This is a genomic window from Nocardia sp. NPDC059764 (assembly GCF_042732555.1).
Lineage (GTDB): Bacteria > Actinomycetota > Actinomycetes > Mycobacteriales > Mycobacteriaceae > Nocardia.
Genome location: NZ_JBHWHH010000086.1, coordinates 1 through 24013, shown reverse-complemented (window position 1 = coordinate 24013; position 24013 = coordinate 1). Strand labels below are relative to the sequence as shown.

Below are 24013 nucleotides of genomic sequence, written 5' to 3'. Positions count from 1 at the left end.
GAGAGGCACATAATCCGGAACCGGGGACACCGGACCGGCCCCACGGAGTAGCGTGCGGTCCATGAGCGCATGCGAGGTTTGCGGTAACGATTACGCCATGCCGATCGTCGTCGAAGCTCAGGGAGTGCGGCACGTCTTCGACTGCTTCGAATGTGCGATCCACCGCATGGCACCCATCTGCGAGCACTGCAATTGCAAGATCATCGGACACGGCGTGGAGTCCGAGGGCAGATTCTTCTGCTGCGTGCACTGCGCCGTGTCCGAGGGTGCCATAGGCCTGGTCGACCACATCTGAAACGGGCGGTCCGGAATGCCGAACACCCCTGCGGTGCTTCGGCATTCCGGACTGCGCACTGTGGGTGGGGCGGGCGGGGCTCGAACCCGCGACCAATGGATTATGAGATCAATCGCTGTCGGCTCTGCGCGGACCAGCAAAGTACCTGTACGTCATGGAGCGCTTTTCCATAAGCTATTGGTCCAGGCTTCCTGTTGCGCGCCCGATCGCGCCGACATGGCCTTCCCCGACGAGTTCAAAGCCCTCGGCGACGAGTCCGCAGATGCCGCGGCTACGGCAACCCTGTCACCCCGCCCATCGAAGACCATCCAACGGCGTGGAGCCACGACTAGGTGTATTGACCGGAGACGTTGATCGAGTGCCTCACTCAGCTTGGCCATTCATGGGTCTTGCTGTCGCTGGGGGGATGCCGATCTCGTCAATGTCATGGCCGCTGCAGTGGGGGCGAGGGGCGCGGGCAGGCCGATGCTGTGTCTGCATCCCTGCGGGCGCTGCGCTGCCGTTCCGCCCCCGGGGAACCGGTGTTCCGGATTCGCTGACCCCCAACCCTTCTCGAAGCGGCTCCGGGCCTCAGAAGGTGAACTGATCGCCGTAGGCGGTGGTCTGTACAACCCCCCGCACGGTACTCACCGTAGTCGTAACGAAGGGGACGGCCGACACCGGCGAGGCGCATTGGGCGACATTCAACGCGGCGTTGTCGAAAGAGATGCGGTACGGGAACACGGTGGTGTCGTCCAGGGCCGACGTCGCTGTTGTCGCGACGGTGACCTGGCCGGGCCCCAGCGTGGCCGTCAAGACCTCTAGCAGGCCCAGTACTCCACCGACACTGGGTCCCAGGTCGATGCTGGGTGGACTGGTACTGGTTGGGGTGGTAGTGGTTGGGGTCGTCGTGGTCGTCGTGGTCGTCGTGGTCGTCGTGGTCGTTGGGGTCGTCGTGGTCGTCGGGGTCGTCGTGGTTGGGGCAGCGGCTGGGCCGGTAGTGGTAATGGCGAAGCCGACCGGGCGGGTACTGGGTGTGATGGTGCTGGGGGTGATGACGGAGGCGATGGACGTAGTCGGCACGGGAGTGGCCGTCGCAATCGGCGCGCTGACAGGGCTCGCAGGGCTCACTGTCGGGGCAAGGGCGCCGACCAATCCTTGATTGGGCTCGATTCCGACGGTGAAGCCGCCGGCCACACTGATCCCGCAGCCGAGGATGAACCCTGCGACGGCTTGACCGGACGTGATCGGGCCACCCTCCACATTGACCGAGTAATCGCCGGACATCTGCGCGGCATGCGCGAACGTCATGAGGAAATTCGGAGTCCGGTTACCAGGCAGATTCACCCCGACGCTGTCGACGGATGCCGTCAGATGAACTCCCGAACCGGTTACCTCTGAGCCGGGCGGCTGGGCTCGGCCCAGGTTGGTACCCCAGACCCACACGCCCAGGGTTGCCACGGCCGTGCCCGCCGCGGCGACGATTAGTAGACGCCGCAAACCTGGATCCTTTCTCGAAGATGTGCGCTAGCGCTTCTTCCGGAGTCCGATATCACAGGAACAGCCGCTGTTGGCTGGCAATAGAGCCTATCGGAGATATCAGGCTGAGGAGCAATGCGGCGATAAGGCGTGTCGACCAGGGAATTCCTGCCGGCGAGCCGATACCCGCCGTAAAGGTCAGAACAGTCGATCCGGCGGTGCCGACAGCGGACACCTACGGCTCGAACCGAACCACATGGGCAAGAATCCACGCCCATCGACGCTGGTAGCCGTGCTCGCAGAAGAGTCCGGTATAGGCTTCCAACGCACAACTAGCGCGCCGGGCGTTCAAGCCGTTTCTTCTCAGTCTTCTTCCCGGTGGCCTTTGTCGCGGCGCTCTTCCCAGCAGATGACTTCGTCGGGGTAGCCTTTTTCCCGGCCGCCTTCGCAGCTGTGTCCTTTTTCGCGGCGCCCTTCGTTGCCGGAGCCTTCTCGGGAGTGCTGTCAGCAGCAGACGGCTTGTCTACCACCGACTTCGGGACCGAGGTACGCCGACCACCATTCGGCTCGGAAGCCGAGATTCTCGCGTCGGTCCGAGACTTCGCGATATCCCATTGAGCCCTCGCGGCGGCGGTCGGTTGGCAGTAACACACTCTCGCCCAAGCTCTCGCGCCACTTGTCCGAGCCGCTCATCGCGGTCACAGCGAAGCCGTCCATCAACTTGGACATGCCTTCGGAGGGCGCAAAGGTCGCCGCCAGGTTGGGCAGCTGAATCGAATCGAGGGGACCTCCGAAGTAGGTCGGCAATTGCGGATTCGCCACAGCACCTACAGAACTGCCCATCGCACTGCGGTAGCTGTTCGCGAGCCCCCAGGACTCGCGCATTCCGTGGAAGACGGCGAGATCGACTTCAGCATCGAGGACGAAGCGGGCCGTCCATCCGTCGCTGCCACGACCAGCAGCTTCGACAAACTGCACGGTCCGACCGAATCGCCCATACCGGCAATGACCGCTCGGGTTACCTCCAACTCCAGTGCAGCCTTCTCAGGTACACATCGATCGTCGAAGTCGTCCCTCAACTCGCGGATGTCGTCCAGCGAAGCGCTCCCCATGATGCGACGCCCGTAATGTATTCATGGAAGAGCGCTGTTCTAGATTGAAACCTCTCCAGAAGCGACACAAACCCCTGTTCAGAGGGGTTTGTGGGGCGGGCGGGGCTCGAACCCGCGACCAATGGATTATGAGTCCACGGCTCTAACCGACTGAGCTACCGCCCCAGACCGCTGGAGATCACTGCGGGCTGCGCGAGATGCTACCGCTTCGGTGGGGGCGATGCCCAGTCGGACCTATCAGGCGGCGGCGGGGCCGTCCGCGATCTTGTTGAGTTCGAGCTGGTAGTAGAGGATGCCGAGGCCGAAGACGAAGTTGAGCAGGAAGCCGAAGAGGGGGTTGCAGGTGGGTTCGAGGCCTGCGGCTTGCTGGGACTGGCTGATGCGGGTGCCGGTGCGCCAGAAGCTGATCAGGGCGGCGATGCCGGTCCAGGAGAGCAGGATCATGACCAGGAGGGGACCGGCGACGGGGGCTTCGGGGTCGCGGCGGAGTTCGGCCATCTCCTTGTGGATCTTGTAGTACCAGACCAGGAAGTAGATGCCGAGGGTCAACAGCGGCCAGACCAGCCACACCAGCACGGGGTTGCGGGGTTTGATCGGCGTGGCGAGGGCTGTGGTCATGGGGTGAATCCTTTTGTTGTGGTGCGATTTTCGTGTCCCGGTGGGAACCGGCTGCCGGAACGTATCCACAGGATCGTGACCTGATCGTGAAGCGTTAATCTGAGGCGACCACCAACGGCAGGGAGGCACAGGATGTCGAATCTGTTCGGGAACGTGCTGAAGGCGCATCAGTGGCTCTACGAGAACAGCCACGGGGCGATCGGGCACAAGTTGTTGTTCGGGAATCCGACCCTGCTGCTGCGGACGGTGGGGCGGAAGACCGGTCAGGAGCGCACGAACGCGCTGACCTACGCCAAGGACGGCAAGAACTACCTGGTGACGGCCTCCAACGGCGGGTCGCCGCGACCGCCGGGCTGGCTGGCGAATCTGAAGGCTCGGCCACAGTGCGTGATCCAGATCGGGACCCAGCGGATCCCGGTCACCGCCACCGCCACCTATCCGGACAATCCGGAGTACACGCGGCGGTTCCAGCTGGTCGACAAGGTCAACAAGGGCCGGTACACGCAATACCAGATGAAGACCTCGCGGCCGATCGCCGTGGTGGTCCTCACACCCCGCTGACACACCCGGCGGGGTGGACCTGGCGGCTTAGGGTCGGCTACCCTGCTGGCTAGAGGGGAGTACTTCCCACGAACCATTCCGGTCAGTACGGGCCGCGCCGTCGCGTCCCCCGGGTGGTTGCCCACGGTATCCGCGGGTGAAGGAGACCTCGGCTGGTTTGCCATGTCCGAGGAGGTCCCATGAGTGCTACCCCCACTCTCCTAGCCGCTACCCCCGTCATCGACAGCATCGGAACCCCCTGGTTGTGGGGTGGAACGATCGCCGCGGTGCTGGCGCTGCTGGTTCTCGATTTCACGCTCACCCGCCGCCCGCACGAGGTGTCCATGCGGGAGGCCATCGGCTGGACGGCGTTCTACATCGCCCTGCCGGTCGCGTTCGGCGTGTTCCTGTGGTTCAACAACGGCGGCACCCCGGCGGTGGAGTTCTTCACCGGTTATCTGCTGGAGAAGTCGCTGTCGGTGGACAACCTGTTCATCTTCATGCTGCTGCTGTCGGCGTTCGCGGTCCCGGCGGCGCTGGCCCAGCGGGTGCTGCTGTACGGCATCGCGGGCGCGCTCGTGCTGCGCGGCATCTTCATCGCCCTGGGCGCGGCCGCCCTGGCCACCCTGGACTGGGCGTTCCTGCTGTTCGGCCTGATCCTGCTGGTCACCGCGCTCAAGCTGCTGGCCGACGCGGCCGGCGGACACGAGCAGGAACTCGACATCGCCAACATGAAGTCGGTGCAGCTGCTGCGCCGCATCTGGCCGGTCACCGACGACTACCGCGGCACCAAGATGACGGTGCAGGAAGCCGACCCGGACAAGCCCGGCAAGTTCCGCCGCGTCCTGACCCCGCTCGCCCTGGTCGTGGCCGCGGTCATGGCCACCGACATCGTCTTCGCCGTCGACTCGGTCCCCGCGGTGTACGGCGTCACCGGCGACCCGTTCCTGGTCTTCGCCACCAACGCCTTCGCGCTACTCGGCCTGCGCGCACTGTATTTCGTCCTGCACGCCGCCCTGTCGCGCCTGGTGCACCTGGCGTACGGCCTGGCCGCCATCCTCGCCTTCATCGGCGTGAAGCTGGTCCTGCACTGGTCCCACGGCATCTGGAGCGGCGTCCCGACCATCCCCACCGCCGCCTCCCTGGTGGTGATCGTGGTGGTGCTGACGACCGTCACCCTCACCAGCATCTACTCCACCCGCGGCGAGGAGAACGAACCCGTAGCCGACCCGCGGTGAGCCACCGCGGCGGAACCCGATGCCGCTGAACCGGTTCCCGCGTCCACCGCTCGATCCAGTCGATCGGGCGGTGGACGCGTGGCTAACCGCCGCCGCCTCCGCACCCACCGCCACCACCGCCGCATCCCCCTCCGCCGCCACCACCGCCGCAACCTCCGCCACCGCAGCCGCTGCCACCGCCGCACCCGCTGTGCCCGCCGCCGCAGCCGCCGCTGCCACCGGGGTCCCCACCAGCGCCGCAGTTGATCACACCGCCGCTGCCGCTCACCGAACCGCCGCCGTAGGCCGAGCCACCGGCCCAGCCTCCCCCGGCCCGCCATCGCTCCCTTCGGCGCTTCACCTCGAGATCGGACCGGATGCCCTCGATGAGCCCATAACTCAGCGCGCTCACGAAGCCGATACACAGGATCACGGAAACTATGATGCCGATCATCGCCGGCCTCCTCCCCCGTCTCGCGGCAGCCGTGACCGCGAGATATAGCCGAAAAATACGCCGGGAGAATCGCTTCGGCCAACCTATTTATCGGGCCCTGCCCGGCCGCGGGATTCGACGTAGCGTGTAGCCATGTTGCTGAACCGTTCTCGGCGTCCGAGCATCGAACAGGTCAATCAGGTGGTCGACGCGCTGGAGATTCCGGAGGCGGTGTTCAAGACCTGCCCGTGGCAGCCACGGGAACTCGTGGAGACCGGTTTGCGGCAGTGGTTGCGATGCTGCGGAGCGGCCATGCGCGACGATCGAGTGATCGGGATGCCATCGCACGCGGTGGACGAGGCCTGGCACGGACTCATCCTGTGCACGAAACGGTATGCGCGCCTGTGTGATGACGCGTTCGGGCGGTTCCTGCACCACTTCCCGGACGGGGAGGGCTCGGGATCCGGGGACCCGATGGCGGAGCAGTTGGGACGCACCGTGGTCGCCTGGTCGTTCGTGGCGCGACCGGGCGAGGAATGCGTGCTGTGGAACCTGGACAGCGTTGTGGGAGTGGACCATCCGTGGGGCATCCCCACCGAGCGGGTCCACTCGATCGAGGCGGCGTTGCGGGCGGGCTAGTTCCCGCCGCCTCCGCCGCACCCGCCACCGCCGCAGCTGCTGCCGCCGGCGCAGCCGCTGTGTCCACCACCGCACCCATGGTGGCCATGGTTTCCACCCCCGTGGTGATCGTGGCCGCTGCTCCCGTGGTGCCCATGGCCACCGCCCATGTGATGGCCGTGGGCGTCGCCTCCGGGGGACCATCCGCTAGCGCGATCGCCCGAGTCGACGGTCCAGTCGCCGCCGCCGGAGCCGACTCCCCAGCGCTTGTCGCGTCTTCCACGCACTCGATCGCGTTCACCTCGCTTGGTGACCACCGCCACGACGACCAGCGTGAACACGATGAAGACAACAATGAATCCGACAGCGAACATCGTCGGCCTCCTCCCCCCGTCTCGCGGCCCCTGTGGCTGCGAGGCTGAGCCGAAAGCTACGCGGGGAGGGGCGGTGCGACAAGCGCATTTACCGAGGGGCTCATCACCGGTGTGAGCCCCTCGGGGGCGGGTACTCGCTACGTCAGTTTGACGCGGGCCGCGAAGAAGCGGGCGACGGCGGGGGCGAAGCGGTTGAAGCGGTACTGGAGCCATGCTTCCGGTGTCACCGGCACCACGTCGCGTCTGTTCTCGACGGCCTTGACGATCTGGTCGGCGACCTTCTCGGGGCCGTAGCGGCGGGCCGCGTACAGCTTGTCGTAGCGCTGCTGCTTGGCGGCTTCCTCCTCGGCGGAGACGCCCGAGAAGCGGGTGTTGGCAACGATATTCGTGTGCACAATTCCTGGGCAGATGGTCTGCACACCGATCCCCTGGCCCGCCAGTTCGGCGCGCAGGCAGTCGGAGAACATGAAGACCGCGGACTTGGAGGTGGAGTACGCGGCAAAGCCCCGCTGCGGGGTGTACGCGGCCATCGACGAGAGGTTGACGATATTGCCGCCCAGGCCGCGGTCGGCCATGGCCTTGCCGAACGCCCGGCAGCCGTTGATGACACCGTGCAGGTTGATATCGAGAACCCGGTTGAATTCCGCCGCGGAGGTGTCGAAGAAGTCGCCCGCGGCGCCGATGCCGGCGTTGTTGATCAGGATGTCGGGCACGCCGTGCGCGGCGATGACCGCGTTCGCGTGCTCGGCGACGGCCTCGGCGTCGGACACGTCGAGCTGGTAGGCGTGCGCGACACCGCCGATCCCCGCGATGAGGTCCGCGGTCTCCTTGGCGGAGTCCAGGTTGATGTCGGACAGCACGACCTCGGCGCCCTTGCGGGCGAACGCCAGAGCGGTCTCGCGGCCGATGCCGCTGCCGCCGCCGGTGATCACCAGCAGCTGGTGATCGAAAGGCCGCTGCTCCGAACCGACCTCGGCCCGGCGCAGGGTACGCGGGGTGTCCCCGGTGCGGAGCGAGTCGATGAGCTCGATGGTGGAGGTGGCCAGCAGTTCCGGGTGCGAGAACGGCAGCCAGTGCCCGCCGCCGACCTCGCGGCGGTACAGGGTGGGCGCGTACTCCTTGGTGTCGGCGTAGCCGGCGGGCCGCACCGCCACATCCCGGCGCGCGATGACCAGCTGCACCGGCACCTCGGTGCGGCGTTCGCGCGGATCACCCAGGCGCTGCAGGATATTGGCGCGGTAGATGCGCATGCCGTCGAAGAAGTCGCGGCGGAATTCCGGTCCCAGCTTGATGTTCTCCGGCGAGGTCTCGTTCATCAGGCCGACGAAGCGCGACCACATCTTCTCGGTGCCCAGCGGCTTGAGCACCACCCGTGGCACGCCCGGCGTCATGAACAGACCGGTGTAGAGCGAGGACAGCAGCTGGGTGAACGGCCCCCACACCTTGCCCTGCGACATGCGCGAGCGCACCCACGCGCCCAGGTGGTCGAGGTTGGGTCCGGACACCGAGGTGAAGGACGCGACCCGCCCGACGGCCTGCGGCTCGCACACCGCCTCCCACATCTGCACCGAACCCCAGTCGTGGGCCAGGATGTGCACGGGCGCATCGGGACTCACCGCGTCGGCGACGGCGAAGAAGTCGGCCGCGAAGTGCTCGAGCCGGAAGTCCTCGGTGCGGTCGGTGCGGGTGGAGCGGCCGTGGCCGCGGGTGTCGTAGGTGACGACGTGGAAGCGGTCGGCGAGCAGCGGCACGACCCGGTCCCACAGGTGGTTGTCGTCGGGCCAACCGTGTACCAGCACAACGGTTTCTTTCGATGTCCCAGCGGCGGACGGCTCGCCGTATTCGTAGACGGCGATATCGAATTCGCCCGAGCGCACCCGGCGCTCGGCGGCGGGGATGACGGTGGCTTCGGTCACGATCTTCTCCTCGTTGAGACGGTGCTAGAGGTCCAGCACCAAACGGTCCCCGCCGCAACGGGATACACAGATGAGCATGTCGCCGGCCGCACGCTCGGCGTCGGTGAGCACGGTGTCGCGGTGGTCGACCTCGCCGGAACGCACCCGCACCACGCAGGTGCGGCAGAAGCCCTGGCGGCACGAATACGAGCTGTCCGGAAGGGCTTTCAGCACTTCCTCGAGCACCGACTTGTCGGCGGGCACGTCGAGCACCTCGCCGGTGCGGGCCAGCTCCACCTGGAAGGCGGTGCCGTTCACCACCGGCGGCGGCGAGAACCGCTCGGAATACAGTTCCACGCCGCGCACGCCGTTGAATGTCATTGTGCGCACGGTGTCGGCGATGACCTGGGTCATGACGACCGGTCCGCAGCAGTAGACGGAGGTGTCGGGCCCGACGCCGGGCAGCAGGTCCGCGGCGGTGGGGACGCCGTGCTCGTCGTCGGTGCGCACGGTGACCCGCGACCCGAACGACTCCACCTCGGACAGGAACGGAATGGTGTCGCGGGAGCGCCCGGCGTACACCATGGTCCAGTCGATGCCGAGCCGATCGGCCATCCGGATCATCGGCAGGATCGGCGTGATCCCGATACCGCCCGCCACGAAATGCACTCGCGCGGCGGAGGATCCGTACCCGGGCAGCACGAACGGGAAGGCGTTGCGGGGCCCGCGCACGGTGATCGTGGTGCCGACCCGAACCGCGTCGTGCACCTCGAGGGAGCCGCCGTTGCCGTCCGGAATACGGCGCACCGCAACGCGATACGCGTGCCGATCAGCCGGGTCACCGCACAGCGAGTACTGGCGGACCTTGCCCGAGGGCAGTTCCAGATCCAGGTGCGCGCCGGGCCGCCAGGCGGGCAGTTCGCGCCCGTCGGGGGCGGTCATCAGCAGGCTGATCACGTCGGTGTCGTGCGCCTCGACGCGGCGTTCGACGACCACCAGCGGAATCCGCCACGAGTCGACCCGCACGTCGGGTTCACGCCGGTTGACGAACGTGCTCCAGCGCAGACGACTGTCGGCGATGAAGTCCAGGACCCGGGTGGTGCGGTCGGCACGCCCCTTGCCGAACAGGTCCTGCGGCGGTGTGACGGGAACGGGCCGGATCGCGGCGCTCACGCCTGCATCTCGCTGCGCTCGGCTCCGGCGTGCGCGAAACGCGCTGTGTCCATTGTTCGCTCGCTCCGCTCGTTCACGAGGCCATCACACGCGCGGCCGGGGACTGCGCCAGGTAGGCCACGGCCTGCGCGGTGGACCCGACGCCTTCGGGGCTGTAGCCGGGCTTGAACGTGGACAGCGCGCTGATCAGCAGCGACGGGATGCCGGGCACCGAGCCGCGCCACATGCCCGCGAAGATCCGGGCGACCAGCACCGGGTAGCGGTGATTGGGCAGCGAGGGGTCGGCGTGCACCAGGAACTTGGTGCCCCGCAGCAGCAGCGCGATGAAGATGGGGAAGACGATCAGCATGAGCGCGCCGCGGCGCACGTAGCCGATCTCGAAGTACTCGGCCACGTCGTGGGCGACCATGCGGTGCTCGACCTCTTCGGCGCCGTGCCAGCGAAACAGGTCCAGCATCTGCGGGTCGGCGTCGAACCGCTCGAGGTCGGCGTTGATCACCCAGTCGCCGAGGAAGGCGAAGAAGTGCTCGAGCGCGGCGATCACACCGAGCCGTTCGACGAGTTGCTGCTGCTGGGCGGCCGTGGTGCCCAGTTCCCGCGGACCCAGGGTCTTGCGGAAGAGGAACTCGGCCTGCCGCACGTACGGCTCGACATCGATGCCGTGCGCGGCCAGCACCTCCTCGAGCGCCCCGTGGTGGCTCTCGGCGTGCATGGACTCCTGGCCGATGAACCCGATCATGGCCTCGCGCAGCTTCTCGTCCTTGACCAGTTCGAGGGCTTCGCCGAAGGTCACCAGGAACATGCGCTCGCCTTCGGGCAGCAGCATGCTCAGGGCATTGAGGACGTGCGAGGCGATCGGTTCCTGCTTCATCCAGACCGGTTCGGTCTTCGACCAATCGAACCGGACATTGCGGGCGTGCAGGGCTACCTCACCGGGTTCGGTCACCTCTCGGCGGCCCAGCTTCGGAAGTAGCTTCATCGGTACTCCTGGTCTCGTAGCGATTTGCTGCGTGAGCGTAGCAACATTCTACCTATGTATGAAACCAGGAGTTACAGCTAGATTTTTCCGCCCCGATCAGCTATCGACGTGCACGTGCGGGCGCTGCGAACGACGCGGGATGGCCCGGCGCAGGATCTCCCGGGTCACCGGCGCGACCTCGCCCTCACCGAAGAACACGAACCGCACCAGATTGGCGAGCGGGTTCCCCTCGGTCCATTCGAAGTAGACGTGCGGGCACTCCCCGGTCCGGTCCCGGATGGCGATCAGGATGGACGCGATGCAGTTCGGCACGGCCGCGGCCTCGACGGTGAGGATGTGATAGTCCTCCACGTCCACCTCGGTCACGTGCAGCGTGGTGCTGAACTCCGAGGGGTCCTTCACGATGACCTCGAGGAAGAGGATGGGCTCACTGTCGGGAATGTGGCTCTCCCGGCGCTGGTCGGCCTCCTTCTCCCGGTACTCCTCGGGCGAGCGCCCGTCGGTGATGTCGTGGGTGACGATGCGGATCTCGCCGCGCTCGGCCAGCTGGTCGATCACCGCGCAGGCCTTCTCGTCGAAGATCACCTCGACGGCCCGCAGCTCGAACGCCCGGCGGATGCGCGAGGCGAACGACACCACGAGAGTCGCCAGCACGAACAGGATGGCCAGGTGCAGACCTTCCGGCTTCTCGATGATGTTGTCGATGGTGGTGTACACGAAGATCAGCGACACCACCCCGAACCCCAGCACCCGCGAGTACTGCTGCTTGCGCCACGCCGAAATGGTCACGGCCACCGCCGCGGAGGTGATCAGCACGAGCACACCGGTCGCGTACGCCGCGCCCTGCTGGTCCACGCTGGCGTCGAAGTACCAGGTGATCCCGAAGGCGATGAGCGCGAAAACCAGGGTCAGCGGGCGGATCTGACGCGCCCACTCGGGAGCCATGCCGAAGCGCGGGAGGTAGCGCGGGACCAGGTTCAGCAGGCCCGCCATGGCCGACGCGCCCGCGAACCACAGGATCGCGATGGTGCTGATGTCGTAGACGGTGCCGAACGCGTTGCCCAGATGCTCGTGCGCCAGATACGCGAGCGCCCGCCCGTTGGCCTGCCCGCCCTCCTGGAACTCCTTCTCCGGAATCAGGATGGTGGTGATGAAGCTGGTGACGATGAGGAACCCGCTCATGATGAGCGCGGCCGTGGTCAGCAGCTTGCGGGTGCCGATGATGCGGGTGCGCGGGAATTCCTTGGGGTCGGCCGGATTGCCCTTGATCTGCGGCATGACCGCGACGCCGGTCTCGAAACCGGACAGACCCAGCGCGAGCTTGGGGAACACCAGCAGCGCGACGCCGATCATCGCGAAGATATTGCCGTGCTTGGCCGTCAGCAGATGCGACCAGTCGGTCACCAGATGCGGGGCCTCCAGCACCTTCACGATGCCGACCACGGCCACCACCAGGTTCAGCGACAAATACACGCCGACCAGTCCGACCGCGATGCCGATCGCCTCGCTGAACCCCTTGAGGAACACCGCCGCCAGCAACGCCAGCAGGACCAGGGTGATGGTCATGTTCTGGTCGGCCAGCCACTCGGGCATGTACGGGTTCTCGACGATGTGCGCCGCGCCGTCCGCGGCCGACAGCGTCATGGTGATGGTGAAGTCGGTGGCCGCGAAGCCCAGCAGCACCAGGATGAAGATCTTGCCCCACCAGTTGGGCAGGAACTTGGCGAACATGGCGATCGAGCCGCCGCCGTCGAAACTCTCCCTGGCGACCCGCCGGTACACCGGCAGCGCGCCCAGCAGGGTGAGCGCGACCAGCACGATCGTCGCGAGCGGGGACAGCACCCCCGCGGCCAGCGCCGCGATGCCCGGCTGATATCCGAGTGTCGAGAAGTAGTCGACACCGGTCAGGCACATGACCTTCCACCAGGAGTGCTGATGCTCCTTGGGCGGCTTCTTGGCCATCGGGCCCGGAATCTGCGAGTAGTGCTCCCCCGCGTCTTCCAATAGCCAATTCGCGAAACGCGAGCGCGGCCGTACGTCGGTCGTGGTCAAGGAGTCCTCCCCGGAACGCTGCGGTCCGGTTTTCCCGTAAATATTCCGAAATGACGTGATGAATGTACTCACGGCGAACCGGGCACGGTCAGAGCCCGCGCCGTGAGTCGATCAGGGGAATGTGCTAGCCGAGATAGGCCGCGATGGCGTCGGCGATGGCCCGCGCGAATCGGGCACGGCCGTCCGGGGATTCGATGAGGGCGGCATCGCCGGGATCTCGCATATTGCCGCATTCGACGAGGGCCGTCGGCCGCTCGGAGAAGTTCAGCCCGGCCAGATCGGGCCGCGGGTTCATGCCGTCGGAGCCGACGTAGGTCGAGGGCGTGAAGCCCGCCCCGGACAGGGTGTCGCGCAGCCGGGTGGCCAGCTGCACCGACGGCCCGGACTGCGCGTCGTTGAGCGCGGGCGAGGAGTAGGCGACATGGAAGCCGTGCGCCCCGGCGGGCGCGCCGTCGGCGTGGATCGACACCACGGCCGCCGCGCCGACCCGATTGCCGAGGGTGCCGCGGTCGTTCACACACGGGCCGACGCCGGTGTCGCTGTCGCGGCTCATGATCACCTGGAAGCCGCGGGCGGTGAGCTGATCGCGCACCAGCTGGGCCTCCGCCCAATTGAATTCGTGCTCGGTGTAGCCGTCGTCACCGCTGGTACCGGTGGTGTTGCAGGGCTTCATGCCGCCGCGCCCGTCGGGCACCTTGGCATTGATCTCGTCGGCGTGGGCCGCACCGCCGCCATTGTGGCCGGGGTCGATCACCACGGTCCGGTTGGCGATCGGAAAGATCGGGAGGGCAGGCAGATCCGCTTTCGCGGGGGCGTCCTGCGCCGGGCGCGACTGCGAGACCGGGACGGCTTGGCTCTGCACGCAGCCCGCGAGCAGCAGCGCGCCGCAGAGTGCCGCCATGGACTTCCAGTGTCGGTGTCGCACGCTTCGACGATAACGGTTGAATCACGAACCCGTGAGTCAGTGTTCGAGTTTGCGCAGGATCTCGTGGAGGGTCCGCAGGTCGGCCGGGGTGAGCCCGGCCAATTCCGCGGGCGCGGGGTCGGGTGTGGCGAGCGCGTCGGCCACCACCCGCTCGCCGGCGTCGGTGAGCGAGATCAGCTTGCTGCGCCGGTTGGTCGGGTCGATCTCGCGGGTCACCAGTCCGCGTTCCTCGAGGTCGTTGACCACGACGGTGGTGGCCGGCGCGTCCATGGCGGCCGCGCGTGCCAGGTCCTTGGCGCTGAGCGGTCCGGGCCGCAGCCGCCGCAATACCCGGATCCGGCTGAAGGGCATGCCGGTTCGCTCGGTCACCGCGCGCTTCCAGCCGTCGCGGGTGTCCATCACCAGGTGGGTGAGCTGCCGCCAGACCTGGTCCGTGGTGGGCGTGTCATCCGGCATGAACGGGGACCTTCTGTTCCAGCAGGGGCGCGATCCGATCTCGCGAACGGTACGCCCAGTCGGTATTGGCGGCGACGCCGAGCGCGGTGACGGCCACGGCGAATCCGCTGATGGTCCACCACAATCCCGCGCCGGTGAGCGCACCACACAGTGCCACACCGAGACTCACGCCGACCTGACGGCTGGTGGAGGCCACCGCCGCGGCGGCCCCGGCCCGATCGAGCGGCATGCCGCTGACCGCGGTGGTGGTGATGGGCGCGTTGACCATGCCGAATCCGATGCCGAACAGCGTGAACGTGACGACCAGCTGCCAGATCGGGGTGTCGGCGCGCAGCAGGGTGAGCAGGACCGCGGCCACGCCCATCAGGGATCCGGAGGCCAGCAGTGACGGCCGGGTGCCGTAGCGGCCCACCAGTCGTCCCGACAGCGGCGAGAAGAACAGCATGCCCAGCGCCATCGGCAGGTACAGCAGGCCGGTGTGCACGGCCGAGAAGTGCCGCGCCCCTTGCAGATACATCGACATGCTGAACAGGAACGCGCCCAGCGCGGCGAACGAGCAGACCGCGATCACGGTGGCCGAGGAGAACGGGAAGCTGCGGAAGAAGCGAAGGTCGATGAACGGCGAGCGGTGCCGCGACTCGTGCCACAGGAATCCGGCCAGTGCCGCCGCCGCGATCACGAAGACCGCGGGCTTGCCCTCGATCAGCCCGAACACCAGGGTGAACAGCACGGCGATCGCGAGCATCTGCCCGATCGGATCCATGCCGCGCGGATTCGCCGACTTCGACTCGGGCACGAAGATCGTGGTGAGCGCGAAGGCCACCGCCACGATCGGCAGATTGATCCAGAACACCGACTGCCAGCCCAGACTGTCGATGAGCACGCCGCCGACCATGGGCCCGAGCGCGGTCGAGATGCCGACCACCGCGCCCCACACCCCGACCGCCCGCGCCCGCTCCATCCGTCCGGTGAAGGTGGTCGTAATGATCGACATGGCAACGGGATTCAGCATGGACCCGCCGACGGCCTGCACGAACCGCGCGCCGATGAGGACCTCGATGCTGGGCGCCAAGCTGCACAGCAGCGATCCGGCCGCGAAGGTGAGCAGCCCGATCCGGAACACCCGCTTGCGCCCGAACCGGTCCGCCGCCGCGCCCGAGAGCATGAGCAGGCTGGCCAGCGTCAGCGTGTAGACGTCGACGATCCACTGCAACCGCGACAGCGGCGCGCCGAGATCATCGCGAATGGTGGGGATGGCGACATTCACGATCGTCGCGTCCATGGACGAGATCAGCAGGCTCAGGCAGCAGGTGACCAGGATGATCTTCTTACGCCGCTCGTCGAGCTCCTCGACAGTTGTAAGCACACAATCATTGTGTGTTCACAACTGTTCCGGATGCAAGGTCGCACACAGTGGCCCCGATCACACCCGATCACCCGCACCGAGCGGACACTCGACACCCCGCCCTGCTGAAACTGTGGAATCCCGGCGTCTTCGTCGACCTCAGCACACTGCCCGCCGCGAGCCGATCCCAACTGATCGGCTCCGGCATCTTCGTCTGGTGCGACGACCCGACGGCCATGACCCCGGACGAGATCACCGCTCCCCTGTCCGAACGCCTGGCGATCATGGCCGGAAAGCTGCGCGGGCAGTAGTGCCGACTCCGCTTGTCAGTGTTTGGGATTTACCTCGGGCAGCAGGGCCGACCACGCCGCGAGCACGTCCTCGGTCTGTTGTTCGGGCGTGCCGTAGGTGTGGGCGGCCACAGTGAAACCGGGGCCGAAGGAGACCGACGACACCTCCGGGTCGCCGACATCGGCCCAGCCCCACTTGGTTCCGTAGACCTGGGGCAGTCGAGCGGTGCCCCAGTCCTGGCGGGTGCCGTCGACAGCGCGGTCGGCGGGCTGTTCCATCCACGCCAGGATGGGGCTGTCGGGTTCGTCGCGGATCTTGGCGGCGAGGAAGTCGGCCACGTCGGCGGTGCTGGTGGTCGAGAATTCCCAGTCGCCCCGGCTGTGGGTGGAGCGGAGGTGGTACTCGGCGGCCTCGGCGTCGATGGCGTAGGGGTATTTGGCTTCGATCCGGTCGGCGGCGCCGTCGTCGGATTTGCGGATCATGCGTTCGCTCAGGTCGCGGTCCTCGGCGGAGCCGTCGCCGTGTTTGAGGGCGTAGTCGGCGAGGTAGAGCTTGGCGAGGGACAGTGCCGCGCGTTCCTCGTGCTGGTTGGCGGTGCCCCAGCCCGCTCCGGGGACCAGGGTGCGCACCGAGAGCGAGGTGCGGGGCGGGACGCGGGACGGGTCGAAGGCGCCGGGGTCGAGCGCGGGTTGCGCGCTCGCGGCTCCGCCGGCGCAGACGCCCAGTGCCAGTCCGACTCCGGCCGCCACGGTCTCGACCACCCCTGCCCGCCTGCCCATCGCCCACCTCCGCGTCGCGTTGTACCCGGTGTCACCTTGCTCCGCGGAGCTGGGCGGATGCTCACGACACGCCGATGACGGTCAGACCGTGAGCAGGGTGCGGCCCAGCGCGGCGCGCGATCCGATGGCGGTGTGCGCCGCGGCTGCCTGGTCGAGTGGGAAGGTCTGGCCGATCACGACTTCCAGGCGTCGGGCGGCGACTTCGGCGTGCGCGCGCTGGTGCAGCGCGAGCCAGTCGGTGTCGGGGGTGGTGAGCTCGAACAGCGTCACGACGGTGACCCGCTGGGCCGCAGCGGCTTCCGCGTCCACCGCGGCGAAGCCACCGGCGGCATTGCCGTAGGCGATGAGCAGGCCGCCCGGTGCGACGGCGGCCAGTGCGTCGCGGCCGATCTGGCCGCCCGCGCCGTCGAGGACCACCACGACGCCGCCGGTGCGTTCGCGCACCCGCTCGGCCCAGCCGGGCTCGGAGTAGTCGATCACCTCGTGCGCGCCGAGTCGTTGCGCCAGCGCGAGTTTCGCCTCACCGCGGGCGGCGGCGATCACCCGGGCTCCGGCGGTGCGGGCCAATTGGACCAGCAGCGTGCCCAATCCGCCCGCGGCGGCGGTGACCAGCACCCACTGCCCCGGTTCGATGGCGGCCCGGTCCGCGATGGCGAGCACGGTGCGGCCGTCGTGGACCAGGGCGGCGGCCTGCTCGAAACTCAACTCCGCGGGTATGGCCGCGAGAGTGTCGGCCTTGGCCAGGGCCAGTTCGGCGTAGCCGCCGATGGGCAGGCCGCCGCCGACGCCGCTGGCCGCGGTGGGGGTGGCCACCCGCTTGCCCACCCACGCGGCGTCGACATCGGGGCCGACGGATTCGACGGTGCCGGTGACCGCGCCGCCGGGGACGAACGGCGGTTCGGCCGGGAAGTACTCACGCGCTACGCCGCTGCGCAGCATCGTGTCCAGGAACATGACGTCGGCGGCGGCGACCCGCACCACCACTTCGCCGGGTCCGGCGACGGGGTCGGGCACCTCGCCGACCTTCAGCACCTCGGGCCCGCCGAACTCTTCGACCTGCACTGCACGCATCTCGTTGCCTCCCTCTCGCTTCCGACGACCGCTTCGACCGGTCGTCGCCGCACCCAGCATCGAACCTCGACATATATTGAGGTCAAGGCCGGGCGGCGAACATTCACTCCCGGCGAACACGGGAGATCCGCTGCCGAGACAAGCCGCATGCCCTGACCCGCCCGGCAATTGCTCGGCGAACTGCTGCGCAAGGAATACGACCCCGGAGACACGCCGCGGAACAAGGCACACTCGGCGCGGGCGCGCTGATCGGGGTGACGGTGGCCGACCTGTGGGGGCGGGCGCTGTTGAAGCGCGCGTTCCACGTCGGTCTCGGCGCGCTCGCGGCGGCGCTGCCCGGCTGCGCCGACGGGAATTCGACGACGTCGACATGACCTGCGCCGTCGATCCGCTGTCCCAGCGGGTGGGACGGATGTTTGCCCGTGGGTACGCGCTCGGGTAGCGCCGCTGACCGGGGGCGCTTATGCTGCGTCCGGCAGAACCGAATCCGCTTGGCGGTCCGGGCATTTGGCACGGCATTTCGCGAGGCGGGCGCGGTCGGGGGCATCGGGGTGTCCGCCCTGGTGGACGTAGTTCGGAAGTGCGGAGCGTGTCGGAATCAGTCAATCCGCCGAACGGGGAACAGCACACCGTTCGGAGTCAGCGCCCGCCGTATGCGACGACGGCCGTCTCACTGGTAGCCACCGCGATCGTGGTGGCGGTCGCAGTCCTACTGTCCCCCACTGGATTCCGGATACCACTGGCCATCGGGGCGAGTGTGGCGGCGTTGTTGCTGACCGGCGCGCTCACCGCGGCCGCCTACTACCGGGACCGGGTGCACGCGGTGCGCCGCGAGGCCCTGGCCTACACCGCGCAGGCCGATGCCCATGTGGCCGCGACCATGTCGGCCGCCCAGACGCGCATCACCGAATCCGAGGCCCGGGTGCACGACATCCGTGAACACGCCGCCGAACAGGCCCGCGCCGCCAAGGACAACGAGCACCGCCGGGCCGCGGCCATGGCGGCCTTCGCCGGGGCAGCGGGACGCATGCAGGCCATGAGCACCTCCATGCTGGCCGAGCTGCGCGAGATGGAACACCGCCATGCCGACCCCAAGGTGCTGGCCGACCTGCTCGAACTCGACCACCGCACCGCCCAGGCCGGACGACTGGCCGACAGCATCGCGGTGCTCAGCGGCGCCCGGTCCGGCCGTCGCTGGGCGAAACCCATTGCCATGGAGTCGATCCTGCGCGGGGCTATGGGCCGCGTCGCCGGATACCAGCGGGTGCGGCTGCGCGCGGTCACCGAGATCGCCGTCGCGGGCCACGCCGCCGAGGGCGTCATGCACGCGCTGGCCGAGCTGCTCGACAACGCCTGCAACTTCTCCCCGCCCACCACCGAGGTGCACGTCTACGCCGCCGAGGTCCCGGCGGGTGTGGTGATCACCATCGAGGACAGCGGCCTCGTCATGAGCGAATCCGCCCTCCGCAGAGCCGAATCCGCCGTGGCGGGCCCGCGCGCCGACACCGACCTCTCCTCCCTCTCCGGCACCCGGCTGGGTCTGGCCGTGGTCGGGCACCTGGCCCGCAAGCACGACCTGACCGTCAGCTATCGGCCCTCCGCCATCGGCGGCACCGCCGTCGTGGTGGTCATCCCCCGCGAACTGACCACCCGCCTGGAACGCCAGTCCGGCACCCTGTCCCGACTCACCCCGGTGGCGGCCGCCGACACCGCCGAGCCCCAGATCGCCCGCGTCCCAGCGCGGTCGGAGGACTCGGTGGCCGAACCCGCGTGGGCGGGCTCGGCGACCGCACCGCGACGCGGCCCCGAGCTCGCGACTCCCGACACTGCCGCCGACCGAGCGCGTGGAGCCGAATTCGCCGGATCGGCCCGCACCGGGTCCTTCGACCCGGCGAGCGGAGAACGACCCGAGCCCAGCTCGGCAGCACCCGATTCCTCCCCGGTGAACTACGCCGATCCCGCCAACTCGGCACGCACCGCGCCGACCGGTCCGGCACAGTTCCCCGCGAGCGGCAGCGGCCAGGGTCATCAGCAGGACGAATCCGGCTCGCACGCAGCGACTTCCAGTGGCCTGCCGAAGCGGCAGCGCGGCAGCACCCTGGCCGCCGTCCACCCGGAGGGCCTGGCCGTTCCGGCGGCCCCGCCCCCGCCGCGCCCCCCTGCCGCTCCGTCGTCGATGGCCGCATTCCAGCGTGCCGTCTCCGGCCGGGAGACCCCCGCCGACGCGGGATCCTCGCCGCTCACCAACCTCGATCCGCCCCCGGGCGGCCGCATCCCCACCGTCTCGACAGGGTCGGATCCGCTCAGCCTCGACGGTTCGAGCGACGCCTCCCTGCTGCCGAGGTCACTGATGGACGCGGTCCGGCGCGGAATCGATCTGCGCGACAACGCCACCGCGGCGTCGCATTCCGCCGGCCGGGCCGCACAGCTCCCGGACGGCGCGAGCGGTCGCGAACCCGGCACCGGCGCTCACCCTGCCCCTGCGAACCCCTGGGAGACCGATCGATGACACCGTCCGCCACACATCTGGGCTGGCTGTTGGAGCAGTTGCTGGTGCGCACGCCGCGGGCGCGGCACGCGCTGCTGCTGTCCGGGGACGGTTTGAAGATCTGTCATACGCCCGGGCTGGGGAACGACAGCGCCGATCAGCTGGCGGCGATCGCGGCCGGGATCCAGAGCCTGTCGCACGGGGCCTCGGTGGAGTTCGGGGACGGGCGCGGCGGCGTGCGGCAGTCGATGACCGAGTTCTACGGGGGCATCCTGTTCATCGTGGAAGCCGGGGTGGGCGCGCACATCGCGGTGGTCGCCACGGAGGACGCCGACGCCGGACTGGTCGGCCACAATATGCGCGAGCTGGTCGAGCAGCTCGGCGAGCATCTGGCCGCCGCCCCGCGAGTACCGGGGGCGAGCGTGCCGTGACCAGGCCAGACGAGGATCCGGATCGGCTGTACACGCTGACCGGCGGTCGCAGCCAACCGGATTCGGACGCCTTCGACCTGGTCACCCTGGTGGTCAGCGAGAGCGCTCCGGTGCGTGGCATGCAGTCCGAGCACGCCGCCATCCTCGATATGTGCCGCGCGCCGACCGCGGTGGTGGAGATCGCGGCCGAGCTACGCCTACCGGTGGGCATCACCGTCATCCTCCTGTCGGACCTGCTGCACGCGGGCAAGATCACGGTGCGTCATCCGGATCACGCGTCGCGGCAATGGAATTGGCTGCCCACTACCGACACGCTGGAAAAGGTGCTCGTTGGACTCCGCAAACTCTGACCTCCGCCCCACCCGGGCCGAGGCTCCGCTGCCCGCCGACGCCCGGCAGGGCCTGAAGATCGTCATCGTCGGCGGCTTCGGCGTCGGCAAGACCACCATGGTGCGCTCGATCAGCGAGATCCGCCCGCTCGACACCGAGGCCACCATGACCCAGCTCGGCCAGGACGTCGATGACCCGGCCGGGATACCCGGAAAGTCCACCACCACGGTGGCTTTCGACTTCGGCCGCATCACCATCGACAACGAGCACGTGCTCTACCTCTTCGGCGCGCCCGGCCAGGAACGCTTCTGGTTCCTGTGGGACCGACTGTTCACGGGCGCGCTGGGCGCGATCGTGCTGGTGGATCAGCGCCGGATCGCCGACTCCTGGTACGCCATCGACCGGCTCGAACATCAGGGCACGCCGTTCATCGTGGCCTGCAACAGCTTCGGGCCCGGACCGACCATGGCGGAGGTGCGGGAGGCGCTGGATCTGGGCCCGCACATTCCGCTGGTCGAATGCGATGCCCGCCTGCGCGATTCGTGCAAGAACGTCCTGATCACCCTGGTCGAGTACCTCTACCACCCGGAGACCGTCTCATGACCTCGCCCGCGCAGGGCAGCTGCCCGGTGCCCCACGCCACCGCGGTGGTGCCGCTGAGCGGCCCCCGCTTCCACACCGACCGCAACTCCCTCTACCGCGAGATCCGACGCGACCACGGCCCGGTCGCCGCCGTCGAACTGATCGGCGGGATCCCGGCCTGGCTGGTGCTCGGCTACCGGGAGATGCACCAGGTCACCAGCTCGCCCGAACTGTTCCCGCGCGACGTGAGCCTGTGGAACCAGTGGCCCAACATTCCCCCGGACTGGCCGCTGCTGCCCATGGTCGGCACACCCATGCCCTCGATCTACTTCACCGCGGGCGCCGAGCACCGCCGCCACCTGGCCATGGTGGAACCGGCGCTGGAATCGGTGGACAACTTCGAATTGCGCAGGGTGGCCGAGGGTTTGGCCGATCAGCTGATCGACGCCTTCTGCGGGCGCGGCACCGCCGACCTGGTCGCCGACTTCGCCGAACCGCTGCCGGTGCTGGTGCTCGCCGGACTCCTGGGCATCCCCGAGGTCGAGGGCCCCGGGCTGGCGCGCGCTATGAAGGTGATGGCCGACGGCGGCGCCGACGCCCAGACCGCGCACCTGCAGTTCATGCAGTACATGCAGCACCTGCTGGCCATGAAGAAGGCCGTGCCCGGCGACGACCTGGTCTCGCGCATGCTCGCGCAGCCGGGGCAGTTCACCGACGAGGAATACGTCAACGATCTGATGGCCGTGACCGCCGCCGGGCATCTGCCCACCGCGGACTGGCTGATCAACTCGGTGCGGCTGATGCTCACCGACGACCGGTTCGCGGCCGCGCTCGGCGGTGGCCGGCGCAGCGTGGACCAGGCCATGAACGAGGTGCTGTGGGAGGACTCCCCCAACTCGATCCTGGCCGGTCGCTGGGCCGCCCGCGACACCCGGCTGGCCGACACCCAGATTCGCGCCGGTGACCTGGTGCTGCTCGGGCTGGCCGCCGCGAACACCGATCCGCATGTGCGCCAATCGGTCGGCGACGGCATCAACAGCGGCAACAACGCCCACTTCGCGTTCAGTCACGGCGAGTACCGGTGCCCGTTCCCGGCGCAGCAGATCGCGGAGACGGTGGCGCGCACCGGTATCGAGGTGCTGCTGGACCGGCTGCCCGACATCGATCTGGCGGTGCCCGCGGCGAGCCTGGTGCGCCGGCCCTCCCCGTTCCTGTGCGGAATGACTTCTCTGCCCGTTGTTTTCACACCTGTTCGCGCTCTCGGAGGTTTCCAGTGAGTTCCCCCTGCCCGCATGCCATCGCCATCGATCCGATGGTCGGCGATCTCGCCGGTGAGACCACCCGTCTGCGCGCCGCGGGGCCGATCACCCGCATCGACCTGCTGGGCGCGCCCGCCTGGACCATCACCGATCACACCGTCGCGCGGCAGCTGCTCACCGACGCCCGGCTGGTCAAGGACATCAACGCCTGGAAGCTGTTCAGCGAGGGCGTGATCACCCGGCAATGGCCGCTGATCGGCATGATCGACGCCGGGCGGTCCATGTTCACCGTGGACGGCCCCGAACACCGCCGCCTGCGCATCAAGACCACCCAGGCGCTGACCCCGCGCCGCCTCGAAGAGCTGCGCCCCACCGTCGAACGGCTCACCAAGGAACTGCTCGACGACCTCGACGCGGCGGGCGGCGAGGGCGCGGTGGTCGACCTCAAGCAGGTCTTCGCCTACCCGCTGCCCATGCGCGTGATCTCCGAGCTGATGGGCGTGCCGCGCGAGGACCACCCCATGCTGCTGGACTGGTACAAGAAGTTCTTCTCCATGATGACCCCGCAGGACGAGCGGCTGCGGGTCATCGACGATATGGACGTCTACTTCACCGAGATGGTCCGCCGCAAGACCGCCACCCCCACCGACGATCTCACCAGCGCGCTCATCCTGGCCGACGAGGGCGGTGAGCCGCTCACCGAGGAGGAGGTGGTCGGCAACCTCGAGGCGCTGGTCGCCGCCGGGCACGAGACCACCGTCAGCCTGATCCTGAACACGGTGCGCGCCTTGCTGGCCCGGCCCGAGCAGCTGGCCCGGGTGCGGTCGGGGGAAGTGGAGTGGAAGCAGGTCATCGAGGAGTCGCTGCGCTTCGACGGCCCGGTCACCCACCTGCTGATGCGGTTCGCCACCGAAGACGTCACGGTCGGCGACACCGTGATCGAGAAGGGCGAGGGAGTGGTCATGTCGTACCGCGCGATCGGACGCGACACCGGCGTATTCGGTGGCGACGCCGACGAATTCGACATCACCCGGCCGACCGCGCACCGCAATATCTCCTTCGGCTACGGCCCGCACATCTGCCCCGGCGCGGCGCTGGCGCGGCTGGAGGCGGCCATCGCGCTGCCCGCGCTGTTCGACCGGTTCCCGGCGCTGCGGCTGGCCGGCGCGGATTCGGACATCGTGAACCTTCCGGTCATGACGCAGAACGACATCGCGGCGCTGCCGCTGCACCTGGTCTGACCGTCGCGCACGCGCCGGACCCTGTTTCCGGCGCGTGCGGCCGTGTCCGCC

General features: G+C 68.4%; 23 protein-coding genes and 1 tRNA gene. 11 read left to right on the top strand and 13 right to left on the bottom strand.

What is annotated here, in order from left to right; all coding sequences use genetic code 11:
• The first annotated feature begins 61 nt into the window (after nucleotides 1–61).
• Nucleotides 62–295, top strand: coding sequence for a hypothetical protein (locus ACFV4K_RS20065; RefSeq protein ID WP_083869469.1), 234 nt, complete (start codon nucleotides 62–64; stop codon nucleotides 293–295).
• A gap of 570 nt (nucleotides 296–865) precedes the next feature.
• Here the strand turns inward: ACFV4K_RS20065 and ACFV4K_RS20060 are convergent.
• From ACFV4K_RS20060 to ACFV4K_RS20045, 4 genes are all read right to left on the bottom strand, one after another.
• Nucleotides 866–1561 (bottom strand): MspA family porin, encoded by a 696-nt coding sequence (locus tag ACFV4K_RS20060; protein WP_379276711.1) that lies wholly within the window; start codon nucleotides 1559–1561, stop codon nucleotides 866–868.
• A 696-nt stretch (nucleotides 1562–2257) separates the two neighbouring features.
• Nucleotides 2258–2731 carry a hypothetical protein gene (locus ACFV4K_RS20055; protein ID WP_379276704.1) on the bottom strand — a complete coding sequence of 158 codons (474 nt, stop codon included), beginning with the start codon at nucleotides 2729–2731 and terminating at the stop codon, nucleotides 2258–2260.
• 225 nt (nucleotides 2732–2956) lie between these two features.
• Nucleotides 2957–3030: transfer RNA gene (locus tag ACFV4K_RS20050), tRNA-Ile, on the bottom strand.
• A gap of 72 nt (nucleotides 3031–3102) precedes the next feature.
• Nucleotides 3103–3483: a DUF4234 domain-containing protein gene (locus ACFV4K_RS20045; RefSeq protein ID WP_379276702.1), complete on the bottom strand. Its 381-nt coding sequence runs from the start codon at nucleotides 3481–3483 to the stop codon at nucleotides 3103–3105.
• A 132-nt stretch (nucleotides 3484–3615) separates the two neighbouring features.
• On the opposite strand from ACFV4K_RS20045, the gene ACFV4K_RS20040 reads away from it, so the two are divergent.
• From ACFV4K_RS20040 to ACFV4K_RS20030, 3 genes are all read left to right on the top strand, one after another.
• On the top strand, nucleotides 3616–4044 hold the full coding sequence (locus ACFV4K_RS20040; protein WP_379276700.1) for a nitroreductase family deazaflavin-dependent oxidoreductase: 429 nt from the start codon (nucleotides 3616–3618) through the stop codon (nucleotides 4042–4044).
• Nucleotides 4045–4223: 179 nt separating this feature from the next.
• On the top strand, nucleotides 4224–5261 hold the full coding sequence (locus ACFV4K_RS20035; RefSeq protein ID WP_379276698.1) for a TerC/Alx family metal homeostasis membrane protein: 1038 nt from the start codon (nucleotides 4224–4226) through the stop codon (nucleotides 5259–5261).
• A 565-nt stretch (nucleotides 5262–5826) separates the two neighbouring features.
• On the top strand, nucleotides 5827–6312 hold the full coding sequence (locus ACFV4K_RS20030; RefSeq protein WP_379276696.1) for a glycine-rich domain-containing protein: 486 nt from the start codon (nucleotides 5827–5829) through the stop codon (nucleotides 6310–6312).
• 490 nt (nucleotides 6313–6802) lie between these two features.
• Here the strand turns inward: ACFV4K_RS20030 and ACFV4K_RS20025 are convergent, their stop codons facing one another.
• From ACFV4K_RS20025 to ACFV4K_RS19995, 7 genes are all read right to left on the bottom strand, one after another.
• Complete coding sequence (locus ACFV4K_RS20025) at nucleotides 6803–8581, bottom strand: SDR family oxidoreductase (protein WP_379276695.1); 1779 nt, start codon at nucleotides 8579–8581, stop codon at nucleotides 6803–6805.
• Nucleotides 8582–8605: 24 nt separating this feature from the next.
• A complete protein-coding gene (locus tag ACFV4K_RS20020) occupies nucleotides 8606–9733 on the bottom strand; it encodes a PDR/VanB family oxidoreductase (RefSeq protein WP_379276693.1) in 1128 nt (375 codons plus the stop codon).
• Between the two features lie 73 nt (nucleotides 9734–9806).
• On the bottom strand, nucleotides 9807–10712 hold the full coding sequence (locus ACFV4K_RS20015) for a metal-dependent hydrolase (protein ID WP_379276691.1): 906 nt from the start codon (nucleotides 10710–10712) through the stop codon (nucleotides 9807–9809).
• A 96-nt stretch (nucleotides 10713–10808) separates the two neighbouring features.
• On the bottom strand, nucleotides 10809–12764 hold the full coding sequence (locus ACFV4K_RS20010; RefSeq protein WP_379276690.1) for an amino acid transporter: 1956 nt from the start codon (nucleotides 12762–12764) through the stop codon (nucleotides 10809–10811).
• Nucleotides 12765–12888: 124 nt separating this feature from the next.
• On the bottom strand, nucleotides 12889–13689 hold the full coding sequence (locus ACFV4K_RS20005) for an N-acetylmuramoyl-L-alanine amidase (RefSeq protein ID WP_379276688.1): 801 nt from the start codon (nucleotides 13687–13689) through the stop codon (nucleotides 12889–12891).
• 36 nt (nucleotides 13690–13725) lie between these two features.
• Nucleotides 13726–14145: a MarR family winged helix-turn-helix transcriptional regulator gene (locus ACFV4K_RS20000; protein WP_379276687.1), complete on the bottom strand. Its 420-nt coding sequence runs from the start codon at nucleotides 14143–14145 to the stop codon at nucleotides 13726–13728.
• Nucleotides 14135–15511, bottom strand: a complete 1377-nt coding sequence (locus tag ACFV4K_RS19995; protein WP_379276685.1) for an MFS transporter — start codon at nucleotides 15509–15511, stop codon at nucleotides 14135–14137. The genes ACFV4K_RS20000 and ACFV4K_RS19995 overlap by 11 nt, the downstream gene beginning before the upstream one ends.
• A 47-nt stretch (nucleotides 15512–15558) precedes the next feature.
• Here ACFV4K_RS19995 and ACFV4K_RS19990 point away from each other — a divergent pair, with 47 nt between their 5' ends.
• A complete protein-coding gene (locus ACFV4K_RS19990) occupies nucleotides 15559–15801 on the top strand; it encodes a hypothetical protein (protein ID WP_379276683.1) in 243 nt (80 codons plus the stop codon).
• Between the two features lie 15 nt (nucleotides 15802–15816).
• Here the strand turns inward: ACFV4K_RS19990 and ACFV4K_RS19985 are convergent, their stop codons facing one another.
• Both ACFV4K_RS19985 and ACFV4K_RS19980 read right to left on the bottom strand, forming a co-directional pair.
• Nucleotides 15817–16560, bottom strand: a complete 744-nt coding sequence (locus ACFV4K_RS19985; RefSeq protein ID WP_379276681.1) for a hypothetical protein — start codon at nucleotides 16558–16560, stop codon at nucleotides 15817–15819.
• An 81-nt stretch (nucleotides 16561–16641) separates the two neighbouring features.
• A complete protein-coding gene (locus ACFV4K_RS19980) occupies nucleotides 16642–17631 on the bottom strand; it encodes a zinc-binding dehydrogenase (RefSeq protein WP_379276680.1) in 990 nt (329 codons plus the stop codon).
• Between the two features lie 589 nt (nucleotides 17632–18220).
• On the opposite strand from ACFV4K_RS19980, the gene ACFV4K_RS19975 reads away from it, so the two are divergent.
• The 6 genes from ACFV4K_RS19975 to ACFV4K_RS19950 are packed head-to-tail and all read left to right on the top strand — an operon-like array spanning nucleotide 18221 to nucleotide 23962.
• Nucleotides 18221–20140 (top strand): ATP-binding protein, encoded by a 1920-nt coding sequence (locus tag ACFV4K_RS19975; RefSeq protein ID WP_379276678.1) that lies wholly within the window; start codon nucleotides 18221–18223, stop codon nucleotides 20138–20140.
• Nucleotides 20137–20550 (top strand): roadblock/LC7 domain-containing protein, encoded by a 414-nt coding sequence (locus ACFV4K_RS19970; protein WP_379276676.1) that lies wholly within the window; start codon nucleotides 20137–20139, stop codon nucleotides 20548–20550. Before ACFV4K_RS19975 ends, ACFV4K_RS19970 begins: the two co-directional genes overlap by 4 nt.
• Nucleotides 20547–20900, top strand: a complete 354-nt coding sequence (locus ACFV4K_RS19965; protein ID WP_357086153.1) for a DUF742 domain-containing protein — start codon at nucleotides 20547–20549, stop codon at nucleotides 20898–20900. The genes ACFV4K_RS19970 and ACFV4K_RS19965 overlap by 4 nt, the downstream gene beginning before the upstream one ends.
• The gene (locus ACFV4K_RS19960) at nucleotides 20881–21483 is read left to right on the top strand and encodes an ATP/GTP-binding protein (RefSeq protein ID WP_379276674.1); all 603 of its coding nucleotides are present in this window, start codon (nucleotides 20881–20883) and stop codon (nucleotides 21481–21483) included. Before ACFV4K_RS19965 ends, ACFV4K_RS19960 begins: the two co-directional genes overlap by 20 nt.
• Nucleotides 21480–22739: a cytochrome P450 gene (locus ACFV4K_RS19955; protein WP_379276672.1), complete on the top strand. Its 1260-nt coding sequence runs from the start codon at nucleotides 21480–21482 to the stop codon at nucleotides 22737–22739. Before ACFV4K_RS19960 ends, ACFV4K_RS19955 begins: the two co-directional genes overlap by 4 nt.
• Nucleotides 22736–23962 carry a cytochrome P450 gene (locus tag ACFV4K_RS19950; RefSeq protein WP_379276670.1) on the top strand — a complete coding sequence of 409 codons (1227 nt, stop codon included), beginning with the start codon at nucleotides 22736–22738 and terminating at the stop codon, nucleotides 23960–23962. Before ACFV4K_RS19955 ends, ACFV4K_RS19950 begins: the two co-directional genes overlap by 4 nt.
• Nucleotides 23963–24013: the final 51 nt, after the last annotated feature.